Origin of the sequence: Paenibacillus sp. ISL-20 (assembly GCF_018613005.1) — a bacterium.
Taxonomy (GTDB): Bacteria; Bacillota; Bacilli; order Paenibacillales; family Paenibacillaceae; genus Paenibacillus_AQ.
The window spans coordinates 24033-42758 of the sequence record NZ_JAGGRD010000027.1 but is presented as its reverse complement, the minus strand read 5'-3'; the positions used below and the strand labels follow the sequence as shown (position 1 = coordinate 42758).

14 protein-coding genes are annotated in these 18726 nt (G+C 48.2%); 6 read left to right on the top strand and 8 right to left on the bottom strand.

What is annotated here, in order from left to right; genetic code table 11:
- Positions 1-116 precede the first annotated feature (116 nt).
- The 7 genes from J7E85_RS17470 to J7E85_RS17440 all read right to left on the bottom strand — a co-directional run bounded on the left by J7E85_RS17470 (position 117) and on the right by J7E85_RS17440 (position 8541).
- A complete protein-coding gene (locus J7E85_RS17470; protein WP_215159885.1) occupies positions 117-1574 on the bottom strand; it encodes an ABC transporter substrate-binding protein in 1458 nt (485 codons plus the stop codon).
- A 70-nt stretch (positions 1575-1644) separates the two neighbouring features.
- Positions 1645-2541 carry a carbohydrate ABC transporter permease gene (locus tag J7E85_RS17465; RefSeq protein ID WP_215159883.1) on the bottom strand — a complete coding sequence of 299 codons (897 nt, stop codon included), beginning with the start codon at positions 2539-2541 and terminating at the stop codon, positions 1645-1647.
- Entirely contained in the window at positions 2541-3407 is an 867-nt protein-coding gene (locus tag J7E85_RS17460; protein WP_251035809.1) for an ABC transporter permease, read from the bottom strand. The genes J7E85_RS17465 and J7E85_RS17460 overlap by 1 nt, the downstream gene beginning before the upstream one ends.
- 94 nt (positions 3408-3501) lie before the next feature.
- Positions 3502-4767 (bottom strand): Gfo/Idh/MocA family protein, encoded by a 1266-nt coding sequence (locus tag J7E85_RS17455; protein ID WP_251035802.1) that lies wholly within the window; start codon positions 4765-4767, stop codon positions 3502-3504.
- A gap of 34 nt (positions 4768-4801) precedes the next feature.
- Positions 4802-5893, bottom strand: a complete 1092-nt coding sequence (locus J7E85_RS17450; protein ID WP_215159879.1) for a DUF4832 domain-containing protein — start codon at positions 5891-5893, stop codon at positions 4802-4804.
- Positions 5856-7199 carry an acyltransferase domain-containing protein gene (locus tag J7E85_RS17445; RefSeq protein ID WP_215159877.1) on the bottom strand — a complete coding sequence of 448 codons (1344 nt, stop codon included), beginning with the start codon at positions 7197-7199 and terminating at the stop codon, positions 5856-5858. Before J7E85_RS17445 ends, J7E85_RS17450 begins: the two co-directional genes overlap by 38 nt.
- Positions 7177-8541, bottom strand: a complete 1365-nt coding sequence (locus J7E85_RS17440; RefSeq protein WP_215159875.1) for a DUF4832 domain-containing protein — start codon at positions 8539-8541, stop codon at positions 7177-7179. Before J7E85_RS17440 ends, J7E85_RS17445 begins: the two co-directional genes overlap by 23 nt.
- A 351-nt stretch (positions 8542-8892) precedes the next feature.
- Here J7E85_RS17440 and J7E85_RS17435 point away from each other — a divergent pair, with 351 nt between their 5' ends.
- The 6 genes from J7E85_RS17435 (at position 8893) to J7E85_RS17410 (ending at position 17651) form a co-directional block, all read left to right on the top strand.
- The gene (locus J7E85_RS17435; protein ID WP_215159873.1) at positions 8893-9915 is read left to right on the top strand and encodes a LacI family DNA-binding transcriptional regulator; all 1023 of its coding nucleotides are present in this window, start codon (positions 8893-8895) and stop codon (positions 9913-9915) included.
- 208 nt (positions 9916-10123) lie between these two features.
- The gene (locus tag J7E85_RS17430) at positions 10124-12106 is read left to right on the top strand and encodes a DUF4832 domain-containing protein (RefSeq protein ID WP_215159871.1); all 1983 of its coding nucleotides are present in this window, start codon (positions 10124-10126) and stop codon (positions 12104-12106) included.
- A gap of 130 nt (positions 12107-12236) precedes the next feature.
- Positions 12237-12944: a response regulator transcription factor gene (locus tag J7E85_RS17425; RefSeq protein WP_215159869.1), complete on the top strand. Its 708-nt coding sequence runs from the start codon at positions 12237-12239 to the stop codon at positions 12942-12944.
- 5 nt (positions 12945-12949) lie between these two features.
- On the top strand, positions 12950-14398 hold the full coding sequence (locus J7E85_RS17420) for a HAMP domain-containing sensor histidine kinase (protein ID WP_215159867.1): 1449 nt from the start codon (positions 12950-12952) through the stop codon (positions 14396-14398).
- A 100-nt stretch (positions 14399-14498) separates the two neighbouring features.
- The gene (locus J7E85_RS17415) at positions 14499-15263 is read left to right on the top strand and encodes an ABC transporter ATP-binding protein (RefSeq protein WP_215159865.1); all 765 of its coding nucleotides are present in this window, start codon (positions 14499-14501) and stop codon (positions 15261-15263) included.
- 6 nt (positions 15264-15269) lie between these two features.
- Positions 15270-17651, top strand: coding sequence for an ABC transporter permease (locus J7E85_RS17410; RefSeq protein WP_215159863.1), 2382 nt, complete (start codon positions 15270-15272; stop codon positions 17649-17651).
- A 310-nt stretch (positions 17652-17961) separates the two neighbouring features.
- Here J7E85_RS17410 and J7E85_RS17405 read toward each other — a convergent pair whose 3' ends face one another.
- Positions 17962-18618, bottom strand: a complete 657-nt coding sequence (locus J7E85_RS17405; protein WP_483311324.1) for a YitT family protein — start codon at positions 18616-18618, stop codon at positions 17962-17964.
- Between the last annotated feature and the right edge of the window lie 108 nt (positions 18619-18726).

Here is an 18726-nt window from a genome sequence, read left to right as displayed (position 1 = left end):
CAAGAATTACACTTATTGTCAATGAAGGCTTATTAAGCGAGATGGCATCCAATGCCAAAAACCCCCGGTCTTGTTCAAGACTGGGGGTTTGCTTCTTCTCAAGTTTGAACACGCATTTATTTCCCAGCCAAAAACTCGTCCAACTGACGCTGGATTTCAGCGACATAGTCATCAATGCCCGCGGCCTTCAGCTTCTCGATGGCTTTGGGATACTCTGTCTCAAAATCGATGAAACCGGAACGTATAGCGGCTAAATCCTTGCCCGCAATTTCTTTCAGAGCCGTCTCGATTAACTTGACCTTCTCATTGTTAAATCGGAAGCCCAATGAATCGGATCGTATAGCCTTCTCATCCCAGCTCTTATACTTATCGATGGACTCTTGGGCCACACTCGGCCCGAACAATTGGTAATTTTGGTTTCTAAACATCCATTCATAGAAGAATTCGCTAGCGGTGAGCTTATTGATTCTTCCATCTACAATCTCGTAATCCTTGCCTTCGATGCCATAGAGAGCAAACAGATAATTCTCCTGGGATTTATAAATCCAGTTCACGAATTTCATGGCTCCTTCCGGATTAGGAGCATTTACTGGTATGCCAAGAACTTCTCCGCCTGTGGCTGTCACATAACGCGGTTTATCCTCGGCTAACAGGTACGTTTTAATCTCGGCATTCGGCGCATTGGCTTTGATGGCATCGACAATTTCCATTTCCTTGCCCAAAGATCCTTCAACCCATAAATATAAGCCTGTCTGCATGCGGGAGTCTCTCTCATTGTATTTGATGGTCAAATCCTCTGTATATAACCCCGCATCATACATTCCGCGGTTAAACTTCGCGACTTCCTGGAACGCTTCCGTTTCATAGTAGCTGTATGCTTTTTTGCTGTCTTCCCCGAATACGACCAAATCTTCTACGGCGATCCAGTTATATTGTTCATCGCTAAAATATCGGGTCAACGGCTTAAAGACAATATCGGCGGGCCCCTTCATTTCAGGGAATTTCTCTTTCGCCCTGGTTGCGAATTCCTTTAAATCGTCAGCTGTCTTCAAGTCGGTCATCCCCACCGCTTCGAGAATATCCTGACGAACGGCCACCAGCTGGTACATGGCGGAGGACGGTGCATATGCGGATGGAATGCCATGAATCTTCCCATCGATCGTTGCGCCCTGAAGCTGTTCCATCGGCAGGACTTTTAACATATCCTGACCATATTTCTCGATTAAATCATCCAATACCATGGCTTGTTTCTTGTTGACGATGGTAGAAAGGTCCGGGAGGCCATCCCAATATAAATCGATCGGTTCATTTGCGGCCAGCATGATATCTTTTTGTTCCCAATACTGAGCCCACGGCACAAATACGACTTCAACCTTCAAACCAAGATCGGCTGCCATCTTCTCCGCGAATTCGTTATCCAGAAATTCGCCCATCCGATCGCTTCGCTCCCCCGGGTACAAAATCGTGACGGTTTCGAGCTCGGCTGCCCCCTCTTTTTTGCCGCTGCATCCCGCCATAACCGAAACGGACGCGATCAATAAAACCAACAAGATCAGCATTTTCCTTGCTTTCATGAAAGACCCTCCCTAATAAAATGGTTAATCTATGTTAAAAGCCGGAATCGGCCAGTAACCACGCAGGCGTCTATTCTTTGACCGCACCGGCCATAATCCCGTGCACGAAGTATTTTTGAATGAAAGGGTACAAGAATATGATCGGCCCGATCGTAATGACCGTAATGGCCATCTTCACGGTCTCCGCTGGCAATGTGATGTTACCTGACGCCCCTGATGGAATACGTCCGGAGCTTATCGCATTGACGTTCGACAGGATGTTGTAGAGGAAATATTGCAGCGGAAATAAATCGCGTTCGTTAATAAAAATCAGAGCATGCCACCAATCATTCCAATATTGAAGCGCATACATTAATCCAACCGTCAGCAATGCGGTCTTGCTTAATGGGAGGGCTACTTTTACATAGATCGTAAAATAATTGGCGCCGTCCATCTCAGCAGCTTCATATAAAGATGGAGAGATGCTTGCAAAGTATGTGCGCATCAGAAACATGTTCCATACGCTGAATATGGAAGGCAAGATCAAGGCCAGAATGCTGTTCTTCAGTCCATAATAATTGACGCTGACCATGTACCACGGAATCAAGCCGGCCGAGAAGATGATCGTAAAGTTGCTAATAAATGCGAGCACGTTGCGGTATCTCAGCTTTTTGATGGATAGGGAAAATGCAATCATGCTGGTAATTAGCAGGGCCCCTACCGTACCCACAGTGGTTACAAACAGGGTTACTCCGTAGGATTTGAGCAGTTTCATACCACTATTAACAAAGATATATTTATAGGTATCCAAGCTGGGACTTAAGGGGATGATCGAATAGCCGTTTCTCGCAACGGCCTGTTCCGAAGAAAAGGATACGCTTAAGGTTAAAACAAGGGGATACAGACACACGAGTGCGAATAAGCCAATGAATCCATAGGCACAGGCTATCACCAATTGATCGCCAAGCAATCTATTCTTTTGTCTCATCAAAATAGACCCTCTCCGTCATTTATTTTCTTAGCCGATTGGTTTGCAGCCGTAATCAGGATCAATCCCATCAAGGACTGAAATAGCCCAATTGCCGTAGAGTAAGAAAAGCCCAGCGTACGCATCGACTGATAAACATAGGTATCGATGACCGTTACCTCTTCAGCCAAGACCGGGTTGTTGCCCACAATACCGTAAATCATGCCAAAGTCCCCGTAGAAGATCCTGCCGACGCTCAGCAAGCTCAAGACAATGATGGTTGGTTTCAGCATGGGCACGGTCAAGTAAAAAATCCGCTGCAATTTGTTGGCGCCATCCACCTTAGCCGCTTCGTATAAGCTTCCATCAAAATTGGACATCGCCGCCATATAGATAATGGAGCTGTACCCGCTCCATTTCCAGACGCTCGACAGAATGATGATCCATTTCCAATACTTTGGCTCCGAGTACCACCTTATCGGCTCTGCTCCGAAGAACTCCAGAATATGATTGGCAACACCCACATCTGTAGAGAAGATCCCATACAGAATCGCTCCAACGACGACCCACGAGATGAAATAGGGAAAAAACATCATACTCTGAGCGACTTTTTTGTAGGTTTTATGCCGGATTTCGTTGATCAGAATGGCAATGCTGACAGGAATGATAATGCCTAATATGAGACCAAAAAAGTTGATGTACAGCGTATTATAGGTAACCTTCCATCCCATGCTGTTTTCCGAGAAAAAGTATTTGAAATTGTCCAGACCCACAAATTTACTGCCGAAGATGCCGTCGACCACATTGAAATCGGTAAACGCCATCCATATCCCGGCAAAAGGGATATAGGAGAACATCATCAGCACAATCAGAGCAGGCACGCACATCAGATACAGTATTCTGTTTTTCTTTATTTCATCTAGAAACCCCTTAACCACTGAACCCATTCCATCATCACGACCTTTGCATTGTGATTAACGATTAAGCTAACATGCTCTGCTGCAGTCTCTCCTTAAGTTGATCCAGATCAATCACGGTTCCGGTCATTCTGGCCTCTTCTGCTGCATACGCCATGATATGACTTTCGACGGACATGTCGATGGAGGATCTGCTGCTGAAGTCGGCGTTCTCCACATTATCCAAGAAGTCGATCATAAGACCTGTGTCGCCGCCATTATGTCCGCCGCTCATGGCTGCCGGCCGAATGACCGTTTGCTGACTGGCTTCAGCCATATTGGAGTTAAATCGAGTGACTTCAATGACATTCAAGCTGTCATCCCCGCGGATTTCCCCATGCTCACACATGATTTTGAGCGTGCGGTACATTTTATTCGTAAATCCGCTCAAGTTAAACGTTGCCGTAACCCCGTTCTTAAACTCGATAATGGTCACCTGATGATCACACACATCATTGTCCATCCGATAAACGCAGCGTCCATAAGGACTTGTTTCCAATGCCTTCATAAGTCCCGCTTCGGACTGATCCACCGAAATGGCTGTAGCCGGCCATTGTCCTCTGACGGGCATATAGGCTTTTCTTGCATCGAATCGGCAATCCTCAGCTGCCTTGCAGTCCAAGCATCGTTCAGCGCTTCCAGCCGGTGCATTCTCCGCTTTAAAATAAGTCAAGTTTCCATAGGAAGAGATACGTTTGGCTTGACTGTCCACCAGCCAGGCTAGAATATCCATGTCATGGCAGGACTTCTGCATGATGATCGGACTGGCCAGGTCGCTTCTTCTCCAATTGCCTCTTACAAAGGAGTGTGCCATATGGAAATTACCAACATTCTCGTTATGCTGAATGGTGATCACTTTACCGAGCTCATGACTATCAATAATTTTCTTAATCTCTGCAAAAAAATGGGTGTAGCGGAGCACATGACACACAATCACTTTCCGGCCTGTTTCATTGGCTTTTCGTTGTATTCTCAAGCTTTCTTCAGGACTTGGTGAAATGGGCTTTTCCAACAAAATATCATAGCCCAGATCAAGTGCCTCCATGGTTTGGTTATAATGATCCCGGTCCATGGAAGAAACAATAACGGCATCGCAAATTTTACCGAGTCGATAAAATTCATCTACGGATTTAAATTGTTTCTCCAGAGGAATCTGAAACTCATCCGCTGCCGCCTTTCTTCTGCTGTCATTCGGTTCAACGACCGCAACAATGTCCTCGCTTTGGTATGCATGCCTTGCGTAGATCATGCCTCTTTGTCCTGCGCCGATTAATGCTAACTTCAAATCCATAACCTCCAGCAAACTCGAATTTGTCCTAAACGATCTACTCCTGTTCTGGAACCACAGGATCTTCCAAGGGATAATATCCTTCCGGATAATAAGTGTCCCAAATATTCTTCAGCGGATCCTCAGCGGATATTTCGACTTGTATCGTGCCTGCCTCATAATACCCATCCTGTTGCGGATTCTGTATATGTAGGGGGATGTACGACCGGTCTTCGAAATAGAGTGCTATACTCAGCGTATATTTACCCGGTAACATATCCTTCAGGGAGACCATCTCGTTATGGACAAGGTCCCCGGTTAACCAGGAATGCGTGGCGGCGTGCAGGGGATATTCATAGGAAACCTCCCCCTGCTTTAACTGCACCCATAACTGAAACTCCCGGTATATTCTCGAACTGCCCTCGTTGACGAACCAGAATCGCAATGGCAAGCTTCCACGGCTATATACCGTTTCCGGATAAGTCAGTCGGCGCAAAGTTAGATGATATCCAAGCCCCATATTCAGATTGGAGAGGCCGGCGTGCCAGCGATATGCCTCGCGTCTGGTATGAGGACCGCAAACGTCATCGGTCACATGAAGGACCACCTGGTAGCGCTTCCATATCTTCTGCAGTTTGTGTTTGGCAAAAGCCCCACAGCATTCGATCCAATTCGCCTCACTGCACTTCACCAGCAGGCCAAATCCACGACTGTGTTCTCTTAAATGTTGAATCAGTCTATCATTCTGCAGTTCCGCTAGCAGCGTCTGCGTCTCAAACGACTCCATATAAGCGTTCCATTCTTCCTTACTATCAGCTAAGGTTGATATCAGAACGGCTGTTAAGCGTCTGTCGGAGTCAATATAACTACCGACTTTTCGGATCAAAGCGGCAAAACAATCAGGTGCGTAATCCTGAACCCAGATTGGCAATTCCGGTACCAGGACTAGAATGGGGTTTTGGGCCGTACGCAGTGCTTCATGGATCGCTTCAAGTCTGTATTCTCCTCGATGCGGCTCAAGCGCTCTCCAGGAAAAGGAGACGTATTCGAATGGTCCCTGGCTTGCATCATGCTCGCTATTCGATAAGGGCTGCGGTCGGATTTTTACGGTTTTATACTTCTCGTAGTTTTCGAGTGAGTATTTCCCCATCCTCTTCTCTCCTTTGCAAATGGCTGTCAACGGTTTTATGGAACTGCTCGATATCTGCATCGGTTATATACGGCCTACTGCCAATCTTTTCGATATCTTCCCGCAATACAATCATGCTTAATGTGTTAAAACGGGCTCCCGTTTCCATATACGCGGCTGCTGCTTTTTGCAGTGAGGTTGTATATTCGCCTGGGCTTCGGACCGGGTCTGCCTTCCAGTCTCCAAAGGCTTCATAACGCAGCATGCCGTCCCCTTCCATGGTCGGATAATTATAGAATTGTCGTTGAACGAGGACGATATTGCTTTTTTCAGGGTCCAGGATAAGCGACAGCCTTGTATCATAGAGCCAGCTTGAGCTCCAGAAGCCTTTGATGAGTAACTCCGGAAAGTACTGGTCATAGAATGCAGCAGCCATCTCCATGGAACTCTTCAACCTGTCCGGTGTGTACCCGGGGCCGGATGGAATGTGAAGGGCTAACAGCGTATCCCCTTTTTGAAGTGCCGGCTCCCATTCCTTCTTAAGGATCGGCGTTGTTTCTCTTTCTACGAATCCCATGGGATTTATCCGATTAGCGATGACAAACTCGGCATTCTCGTGCCATTCTGAGGTGAAGTTTCCTTGAAGATCATATACATCATTGATGCCATTCCGTTGTCCATCACTGCGAAATTCTTCGCCTGCGTGCCGAAGGGCAATCACCTCCTGCGTGTCCACATGACGGAACATGGTGAAAGGATCCTCAAATCGGTAGGGGATAAAATAAAACCGGTCTAACAGAAAGATGGAGCAGGTATAAAAATTCATCACCCATGGAAAATCATGAACCTTGGCGTCGCCGTGCTGCACCAATTTTTCCAATTGAAGCTTCAGGGGCTGTTGAGGGATCTGGTCGTAGTAGGCTTTAGGTACGGAACGCGTCTCCAGCATGTTCATGGAAGGAACAACGCAGGCCAGCAGCAAAAGAAAGGAGTATAATTCTCCGTATTGCTCCATGCATCCCGGTGTCATATTCGTATAATGAGTCTCATCACAGCGATTGCGCAAAGTGCACATATCATCTACCAAAAATTGGGTAAAGTGAAATAGTACGGCATCTTTCTCTATCGCCTCAACCCCATGAACGAGCCATTGCCGGGTATGTTCAGGAATTTGATACTGCTCAAAGATTCCAGACAAGAACTCCCGCGGGATAAGATGGGGCTTACTGTCCGGTTTATGGCGATTATATTTGGCTTCCAATCCTTCCGGCAGATAATCAAAGTTGCAGATTGCGATACACTCTTTAAAATTCAACAGACTCTCCATTTCCTTTTCTCCCCCGTTCAACGATTAGCTTGCCCATCGGGTAATAGCCGTCCTTGTTCCCCTCAATCGCCAGCTGGATATTCCCGATTTCCTTCACACCGGTTTCGATGCCAATCTCCAAACGATATTCACCTTCGGACATATTACCGGGTAAACCAAAACTTTCTTCCCAAACAATATCTTCGTCCGGCCGCCACTCCCTGATATCCTCCCTGCTGCGCAGCGTATAGGTTTGGTCATGGCCAGTAAGCCTCACGACCAGCGGGTAGTGATTATAGATCGGGGCTACTCCTACATTAGCCCACAATGCACTGATTTTTAGCTGACCACCCGCATTCACCTTCGAATCGTACGTGAACTTCCTCAATTCAAATCGGTATCCCATCTTATTCAGCCAAGCCTTGACCTTCTCTTTCCACGGTTCGGGGACTACCGTTCCTTTATTGTTAAAGGAAGAGATGTGCCACTTCAGCGTTTCTTGAATGATATAATCCATATCCCAGCCCTGAAGATACCAATCATTCATGTGCCAGCATGCTTCAAATAGAATCGGAGCCTTCTCCCAGGCATCTCCCATGTTGAAATTCTGAATATTCTGGGGATAGAAATCCGTCATATGAGACCACTGATTTCCATGAAAGCCGCCCATATCACCCAAGCAATCGACGCGAAAGCCCACTTTGGCTTTGCGATCTTTTACAATGCTGATCGACAGGGGATCATGCAGCAGAGCTTGGAGAGGCGTTATTTTAAACCCGTCCAAGTAGGCATCTGTAATGCGTTTAATGGCCTCCGGCTTTAAAAACTCGGTCCCGCCGCCTTCTCCCCAGGCCCCTACAATCGTCAAATCAATTGAGCTTATGACCGGGTGTCCGTCAAACCGTGCGGCAAACGCCTTGATAAAGTCAGACCAATACAACACATAGGGTGTGGTCTCTGGGTCAACTCTCCAGAACGGAAAGTCGGGCTCCTCTGGATATTCCGCACGATACCAAGCCGGTATATCATCTTCTTCGCTTAACGCGTATGGGGAACAGCGAACCACGGCCGTACAGCCCAGCGATTTGGCGTAGTCCAGCCTCTCCTCAAGAACTTCCCACCTGTACTCCCCTTGGCGAACTTCCAAGTCCCGCCAGCGCACGCTGCAGAAATACACTTTGCTGTCGGGATGATTGTACGTTCTACTGTCTTCCGTGAACTTGTATTTCTTGTGCTCTTCCCCTCGGTTGTCGCAGATCCGATCCGGGTCCCCCATTAACCCCGGTGCTGCTGTAAAACCAATGCCCGGGTTGTTTAGGATGTCTTCCAATATCATGGGGTAAACCGTTACTGCTTTGTTCATGTTCTAATCAGCCCCCCGCCGCCTGCTCAAACGCCGCTGTTTTGTTACGTAAATGTTACGTAACAAAACAGCATAAAAACTTGTAACATTTCGTGACTTCATGTTATATCATCCATGCATATCCTTGCAATAATAATTTTAAATTTTTAAAAAATTCTAGTAACATAGCACGATAGGAACATGTTATGATTGATTTTAATCATGAACGCTTGTAGACTAAGAACGTAACATTGTCACGCAACAAAATAACGCAACAAAACAACCAACAGGTCCATCATTGTTTACCATGTAACATTCCTATAAACTCTAAATGGTGACTATTCGTAACTAAAAAGGAGAATGTGTTTATTTATGAGTACCATTCGGGATGTTGCTAAATTAGCAAATGTATCTACTGCCACCGTATCCAGAGTGTTAAACAATGATACGAAATATAAAATTACGGACGAAACCCGGGAACGAGTTTGGCAGGCGGTTACGCAGCTGAACTATAAAATCACTTCAAGTCCCAAGCGAAAAGTTTCAACCAGGGATCATTCCGATAGCAAGTCGCAGATCAAGATCGGTTGTGTACTAAGCGTAACAAAAGATAAATACAACGATCCTTATTTCATGTCGATCTTATCCGGTGTGGAAGAGCGATTGCTGAGTGCGGGATATAACATCTCCTTTATCCGGACTGGAATCGAGCTGAATGATAACAAGATCTTATTCAATACATTCAGCGAACCGATTACCGGTCTGATACTTATGGAATCGTTGAACAGTGAAACCTATGAGTATATACGCAAGCAGGTCCCTTATATCGTGGGGATTGATACCGAGCGCGGGGATATCGATAATGTGGGCTATGATCATTACAATGTTGCTTCGATGGCCGTCAACCACCTCATTGAAAAAGGCCACACCCAGATTGGTTACATCGGGGGAAGCGGATTAACGAATAACCTGAAAGACAGCCGCCGTTACCGAGGCTACTACGCCACCATGCATGCTGCCGGAATGTCGGTGAATCCCGATTGGGTTATTGATTGCATGTGGGATGAAGCGGTCTGCATTGAACAAATAAATCATTTATGTAAAACCAAAAATTGCCCGACCGCCTTCTTTGCAGGCAGCGATCTAATGGCCATGGCTGCCCTCAACAGCTTGTATAACAACGGCATTGCCGTTCCTACTGAAGTGGCTGTCATGGGTCTATCCAATATCGAGGTGTCCAAGTATTCCAATCCGCCTCTATCAACAATCGATGTACCAACAAAAGAAATCGGCATGGTTGCCGTCGACAACCTGATCGACAGAATGAACGGAAATCAACTACTGCCCAAGAAGGTGATTTTGCCTACCCGTTTGGTCGTACGCAGTTCCACTTAAAGGGACTACGAAGTTGAAATGAATACATTCATCAACGCATTACACATGAAGGCACCTGACACGGTGCTCTTTTTTTCATGGTGGATGTGTTAGGAAGTTACATGGGAAAGGAGGTGATAGACTCAGATTCGGTAGAGTGAATCCAGTGTTAAAAAGACATTTGGACTTGCAGCTCTATGACACCAATCATTCTGTGAGGAGGTTTGACATGAAAGCATGGGGTATCAAACTGAAAATGAGATTCGCTATTTTTACGATGACGGCCATTCTTCTTACCTTGTTCCCTTATCCCCTCTTTATTTCGGCTGCGGAAGCGCCTTCTATCGTTGTGGATGGTGATCCAAGTGACTGGAAAGGGCTTCCGGCTCTTTCCACGAATTCGGGAACCGCTAACATCTTAAAGGCTTCCCACGACGACAGGAATCTTTATCTGCTTGTGGAAGGCTCAGGCCTTAGCACTACCATGGGAAGCTTCTGGCTGAATACGGACAAGAATGCTTCGACCGGATATCAAGCTTTCGGATGGGGGGCGACCGGAATTGAATGGCTCCTCGAGAATCAATCGTTATACCGCTACGCAGGAAATGGAAGTAGCTGGAATTGGGATTGGTCTTCCTCCCCTCCTTCTTCTCAATACGTGCGTACCTCATCTACTATTGAAGTTGCACTCCCTCTCGCTACACTTGGCCTAGCTGCGGGCAGCAGCGTGAGCATTGGTTATCTGGATAACAATTCGGATATCCATCGCCTGCCAGCGCAGAACCAGCCGCTTCCCGTTTATACGCTTAATGAAGGAAATCCCGGAAAAGAAATGATCGAATTTTACCCTAGCGAGCTGGATGATCCGCTCAATAACCCGTTTAAGGGTTGGGCTCCTTCAGCGAAATCGACCAATTACCCCCAGGACCACCGTCTCGTGTATGCCGGTGTCACCTGGAAAGAGTTAGAGCCAACCAAAGGCAACTATGATTTCAGTGCAATTGAAGCGTCCAATCATTTCGACTATTGGCAGAGCCGCGGAGTCAAGGTGGTGCTGCGTTTCATTCTGGACAGTCCTTCGGGTGTGCCTCACCGGGATATTCCCGACTGGCTGTACAATGACATAGCCAGTTTGGGACAATCTCCAGGTAAGGCCTACCAAGATGAAACCGGTGGTATGGGAGCCGGCAACAACACGGGCTTCTCTCCGAATTACAGTTCCGAGTATTTGATCGCCAGACACAAGCTTGCCATTGAGGCGATTGCGGAGCATTACAACACGGCTGACAGCCCGATCGCTTTTGTGCAAATCGGTTCGCTTGGCCATTGGGCGGAATTCCACACCTGGCCTTACATCGGACCGAACGGGGAAAGCAATTATACAGGCGCGTTTCCTCCGAACCCAATATCCAACCAATACATTCAGCACTATATCGATGCTTTCGCCGATCAGGAGGATTATACGCAGCTATTGATCAGACGGAGCGTGGAATTGGCCAAGAATAATAACAAGGGTCTGATTCTGGGAATGTACAATGATGTGTTCGGAGATCAGCCGAGCTTCGATTCCGAATGGGGATGGTATACTGGCACACAGAACGGTTATTGGGATGATATCGGCCAGCAGCAGCCAAACCATGCCAACTTCTGGGACACTCGCGTCTCTGGCGGCGAATTTTACGGGGGGGCCTATGGTATGAATGCTGCGCTCACGACAGGCAGCAGCTTTAATGAGACGCTGCGGCAGACCGAGCTTAGCAAACCGAGCTGGCTTGGACCGAATTCTCCAGCTTCCTTGGCGCTGGGCAATCCGTTGCAGGGCAATATGAATACACTGAAGAAACGAATGGGCTATCACTTTGTATTGAAGAAAGTTGCATATCCGCAAGAAAATAGCGGAAGTGCGTTAAATGTATCCGTCGCTGTGGAAAATAAGGGGGTTCAACACTTCCCGTTCAACTGGCCTGTTGAAGTGCAGCTGCGCAGCGGAGGCCATGTCGTGGCACGCCAATCCACATCGGCGGACTTAAGAACCTGGAGGACTGGTTTGCATACAGTCTCAGGCACTATCTCCACAAACACGCTGCCAAACGGTACCTATGAGCTGACCATAGCCATTCTTAATCCGTCCACGAACCAACCCGGGGTTGATTTTGCTAATACGGAGCGCCTTTCGGACGGAGCTTATAAGATCGGTACATGGACTAAATAATAAAAGCCGCAGGCTGATCCGAACACTATGAACAACAGCTATCGGGAATATCCCGATAGCTGTTGTTCATTCCGGCCCATGCTATAATGGACTCACCATTTAAAGCATACGGAACAGGGGCGACTTTTTAATGAATTCTCCTAAAACAGTACTGATCATTGAAGATGAACAGGATATCTCGCGCATTGTAAATGACTATTTGCGTGTTCAGGGATTCAGCACGTTCATCACGGAAAATGCCGGCGACGGATTGCAGGCGGTCCGTCACCGGCAGCCGGATTTTATCATTCTCGATCTGACGTTGCCTGACGCTGACGGGATTGAAGTGTGCCGCAAGCTCCGTACATTGACGGCTGCGCCCATTCTAATTTTAAGCGCCCGCAGCAGCGACACGGACAAAGTGCTTGCCCTGGGTTTTGGTGCCGATGATTACATGACCAAGCCCTTCTCGCTCAGTGAACTGGTCGCTCGCGTTCAGGCACATTTGCGCAGAATCCCAGATCCGAAACTCCCGGTATCCCCACAGCAGCGCTTACAATTCGGCACCCTGTCGATTGATAAAAATGCCCGCAGGGTCATGGTCGGACAGTTGGAAATTTCTTTATCCGCCAAAGAATTTGATTTGCTATACTTTTTGGCTTCCAGCCCTAATCAAGTGTTTACCAAATCGCAGCTGCTGGATCATGTGTGGGGGTATTCGGCTTATGTCGAGGATAATACGATCACGGTCTACATTCGGCGGCTCCGTGAGAAATTGGAACGAACCGAAATCAAGTCCTCCTATATTAAAACCGTGTGGGGCGTCGGTTATAAATTCACCCCCGACGAAACGGAGTAGCCCCTATGGACTGGAAATCTTGGTATTCAAAACGACTCTGGGCAGCTGGTCTATCCATCATTACGATGATACTATCTGTCGTTTGGCTTACTCTTATTGGACCTTCAAACCAGCTGGCTCCGTCAACTATTGTGAAGCAAATTCGCGTACTGACGAATCCGATCGTCCATACCCTGGAAAATGAGCATGCGGAATTACTGCTCACCGATGCTCCGATCCGGCGGCAATTAACCGACTGGAGTCAGGAGACGCGGGGCGGCCTCAAGGTTGTGCTTCCTGATGGAACGTTGATCTATGATAGCAAAAATTCATCGAAGCGCCCAATCAATCCGCGCTTTGAACTAGACTATACGCTGCGCATTTCTGACAGCGAACCGCCCCACTATCATCTCGCTTTTCCGCTGCGGGATGCCGGCACGAAAGCCTTTGTAGGTTACGCTCAATTTGCGGTCCCGGCATCTGCCTTGGCCACAGTAATGCCTTCCTCCGACTCCTTTATTTATGTGCCATGGATCATGCTTTCTCTGGCACTTTTGACGCTGCTTTATTTATTCTTCTCCATCGGACGCCGGGTGCAGCATGACCTGGTGCAGCCTGTCGCCGGACTCAAGCCTTATGCGGAAGCTATATTGAGAGGTGACTATGAGCAGCGTGCCGAATGGACAAGCGATAATGAGGTCGGGGAGCTCTATGCCGTATTTGATCTCATGCGTGAAGAGATTCGTAATTTACATATCCAGCAAGCTGCACACAGCCAGTCGCATAAAGAACTCATATCCAATCTGTCTCATGACTTGAAAACTCCGCTGGCGACAATCAAAGCGTATATTGAAGCCATTCGCGAAGGGATTTGCCCTGATCTGCCAAGTGTGATGACTTATCTTGAAGTTGTTCACGCAAATACGAGTAAGATGGCCGTGCTCGTAGACGATTTGCTGCTGCACGCACTGCGTGATCTGGAACAGATTGCCGTACATCCGATTGAGCAGTACAGCGCTCCAACGCTGGAGCCTATCTTCAACGCGATGGGCCATTATATCCGAACGATGGGCGTACGCTGCGAAGAGCCTGCTGTGATTCCTAACGTGCTTGTCCGCATCGATGCTGTACGGATCGAGCAAGTCATTGCCAATCTCGTCACGAACGCACTGAAGCATACCGAAACCGGAGATACAATTCGCCTCGCTGTTGAAGAACACTCGGAAACATCCTGCCTGCAGATCATCGTCTCCGATACAGGCAGCGGGATTTCCCCGCGTGATATGCCTTTTATTTTTGAACGGTACTATCAGGGTAACGTTTTACAACGAACTGCCGGCCAACTGGCCGAGCGCCACGGGGTCGGACTTGGTTTGTCGATTTGCAAATATATTATGGAAGCGCATGGCGGTACGATCTCTTTTCACAGTCAACAGCAGCAGGGAACGACCTTCTGCTTAACTCTGCCCCTTTAGCTGACTCCTGTCATACTTTATTTATAATTTGATAACAAATGTGCAAGATTCGTCCTCTATACTTTGGTGGCAGTGGGAGATAAGGAGAGGAGATCACAATATGCCTTCAAGCAACACCGTCATGCTGCAAGCTAGTAATTTATGCAAAACATACACCACCGGCAAGGAGCAATACCATGCCATCCGCAATGTCGATCTGTCCATTTATGAAGGAGACTTTACCGTCATCATGGGCGATTCGGGGTCGGGTAAGTCCACCTTGCTGTACTTGCTCAGCGGACTTGATGAAGTGACAGCCGGAGAAGTCTGTCTGCAGGGACAGCGCCTTGACCAATTTTCAGCCAAGGAGCTTGCACGCTTTCGGGCGAATCAGATCGGCTTTATCTATCAAAACAGCAACCTTGTACCAGATCTGTCGCTATTTGATAACATTGCCCTCCCTGGATATATCGCTAATCAGGATAAGGAGCAAGTACGACAACGGGCACATGACTTGATGGTCAATCTATCCCTCGATAAACAGAGCAACCGGCTGCCTTCCCAAGTATCTGGAGGACAGCAGCAGCGGGCGGCAATCGCCAGGGCACTCATCAATAACCCGGACATCATCTTCGCCGATGAGCCTACCGGCAGCCTGAACTACGAGCAAGGCGTTACGGTGCTTGATATATTGAGCCAGATGCATGCGGAAGGTCAATCGATTGTCATGGTCACCCACGACATGAAGGCAGCCTGCCGCGGCAATCGCCTCATCTATATTCGAGATGGCAAGATCGGTGGCACGCTGGATATGGGACCCTACACTCCAGAGCAAGCATCCGAGCGGGAAGCGATGATCTTTGCTTATGTCACCGGGAGGAGGTAGTCTGGGATGCGAGCCATATTAACACTCTGCTGGGGCAACCTGCGCAAAAGAAAAATGCAAAATACGCTGATCGCATTGCTTATTGCCCTATCTGCTCTACTAGTCAGCACCGCATTCACGGTCTTGATGAATACGGAAAATGTATTCAACGATCGCCATACGGCTGCTCAGGGTGCCCATGAAGTCATCAATATGACCCGCGGGCTGCATGACAAACAAATGGTAGCCGATTGGTGGTCAAGCCAAGACGGAGTAACCGCCTCCAGCTTAGTCCCTTATAAGCCATGGACGGGACTGGTCTATAACGGAGAAGAATTACCCAATCTTTATCTGTATATGATCAATACGCCTCCGATGCCGCATGGGGTCAACAATCCTCTTCCCGGTACAGGCACTGAGCATCTGACGGTGCCGGAAGCCGGCGAGATCTGGATACCCACCTCGCTTGCCTACAAATACAACATGCACATCGGTGATGAATTGACGTTCACCTCAGGGACTGCACCAGTACATTTTACGATTGGCGCCATTGTCATCGACTTATCCCATGGCGGTCCTTTCTCGACCACTGCCCGCATCTGGATGAACGATGCCGACTACCGGTCTACCATGGGGCGCTTGGACACGCCGGAGCAATACATGTTATCGCTTCGCTATGCGTATCCCGAACAAAGCGGGGAGTACTGGCAGCGCTTTGAGCAGGCGCTCGGATCGCCGTTTTTGGAGGAACGCGTTTCGTTTGCCGAATTGTCGGCCTTTTACTTTATCATGAACAAGGTGATCGGCTTTGTCATGAGTTTCCTCGGGCTGATCATGATCCTCGTCGCTTTGCTTACGATCGGCTTTACGATCACGGACACGATCCTTGCCAATTATCGCACCATCGGCATTCTCAAATCGATCGGCATGACTTCCGAACGTATCATCGGCACTTATATGCTGCAGTACGGTTTAATGGCGGTTGTCGCCTTGGTCCCCGCTCTGATTGGCAGTCGTCTGCTATCGGATGTCATTATCCGGAATTCCCTTTCCTTCCTCAAATCCGATACAGCACCTGTTCCCGTACAAGCAGCAGATGTTGCGATCTGGACCGGCTGTGGCCTGCTGCTCATCATCCTTCTATGCGTCCTTGTTTATGCTGCCAAAACACGCCATATCGAGCCCATTCAAGCGATCCGTTACGGCATGTCGGAATCCTCGCATAGTCGTACCCATCGGCATGGTGCCCGCATAAGACTGCTGGATCGATGGTCCGTACCCACAGTCATCGGCTGGAAGCATGTGAGCGGCAACAAAAAAAGCGCAGCACTGATCTTTCTGTTGATGAGCATCACGGTGGCTGTGCTCGTCTTTGGCGCCGTGCTGGTAACCAGTGTCTATCGCATTAGTGAAACGTCGGCCCAGTGGGGCTATGACGATGCGGATATCGCCATTATGGTTATCCATGCGGAAGGTATGGATCGGGCAGAAATGCAAGCCTATATCCAAAACGACCCTCGGGTTCTCAGTCTAAACTGGTCTGGGTCCGCCACCGGCGTCATCGCGGATGTCGAAGGGGATAGCGATCATCAACAGACGTTTAGCCTCCCTTTGACGGTCGTGGAAGGCAGCATGGACGAGATGGGATTTGCCTCGCTTGCGGGCCGTAATCCTGCACTGCCTAATGAAGTTTCTATCGGAATCAATATTGCGCGTAAGTTGGACAAAGATATCGGCGACATACTCACGATCTACATTGAAGGAAAACCGCAGCAATTGCTGATCACCGGCACCTTTCAGTCTATTTCCAATATGTCGAACGTCGCCAGGGTCACCTCTGACCTTGTGGAGCAGTTGCATCCGGACGCCGGGTTTATTCAGCTGAAGAGCAAAACCGATAGCGATGCGCTTGTACAGCAGCTGAACGAGCGTTACGGCCCTTCCATCCAAGCGCTGAAGCAGGAAGTGCTGCTCGATTCCGTATTCAAAGAAGCTGCGGCGGTTTTGCTCATTCCGATGAGTATGCTGGCTCTTCTGTTCATGGCTGTCACTTGTCTTATTGTTTATACGACTTGCCGTCTGCATATTCGTAAGGAAACGAAAACATATGGCATCTATGCCTCGCTCGGCCTGACAGCAACCGATATCCGTCGTGCCTTGACAAGTGGCATTGCCGGACTGGCTGCGCTTGGTGCACTTGTTGGCATCGCTTGCGGTTTCTACGCATTGCCAGCCGTGCTGCGCGGTCTGCTCTCTACCTACGGTATTGTCAAGCTGCCACTCATCATGGAATGGCCGCTAGCCATTGGGCTGGCTCTGATCGGGCTTGCTATTGCAGTCAGCGGCTGCTGGCTGGCTTCGCGAATCCTCCGCCGCACCTCCCTTCGGGTGTTGGTCATGGATTCATGAGGACAGCCCACGAGCAGAAGATGACCTCCGAATCTCGGAGGTCATCTTTTTTACTTCTTGCCTTAGTAAATCTTAATGTTGTTTCTCTTATTTTAATTCACATCGTATTTGTTCCTTCCACTTGATTATATTGGCGATGGCGTTTGTTTCACCGCCCAGGTAGATATCTTCTATGGTCATTGACCAAGATTTAGGTTTGCGATTTCTTTCGTTATTCGGAAGCATATAACGCTGGATCATCATGTTCCCAAACAAGGGTGTTTAATCCCTTATTCTCCGGACACTTGAAAGCTTACGTCCGTATATAGAATCACTTTTTGCGCCAAGCGGGTTCATAAACCGGCTTCGGAGGAGGGAACTGGTGAATCCAGTTAATGATCCGGGTCGACATCCACTGGCATACCACTGCAAGGATAATAATCTTCCAATCGATCACATAGGAAGCGAAGGCGAATATAATTCCATTCATCCAGAACAATGCGGTACCAGGGTTGATTCTTTTATACTTATAAATGGCCAAGGCAACATACCCGATTCCCCCGTTCGATACCCTCTGCCTTATGAGGATCGCGACACCTGTTCCGAGAATAACCGAGCCGAATATAAGATCAATCCATACGTTGCCGAACGGTGGTTCTAAGAACACCTCGAAGAAATTAACGGAAACGGACGTTACCGTTATGACAAATATGGTCCCAAAGGCACTGACGCCGTCAAGATAAGGAACTGTAAAGGCGAGGAAAACAAAATTGGCCAGCCACAGTCCGAGACTCATGGGGATCTCGAACACATGGTTTAGAAGCACCGCGATCCCGGCTCCTCCCCCCGACGGAATGGCGTGAGGAAACAGGAACATTGCCATGGCAAAACCTTGAATGATGGAGCCGGCGGTAATGAAGAAGAGTTTCTTAGAAATATGACGTAAGAAAAAAGGGTTCTTTCGTCCAGGTATGATCTGTAAGTTCACACGGAATCATCCTTCATAGATTAGAGTAACAAGCCAGTCCTGCTTGTTTAGTGTATGCTTGTTCCCTGAAGGGGATTACCGGGATCGGTCTCTTCAACGAAAATATGT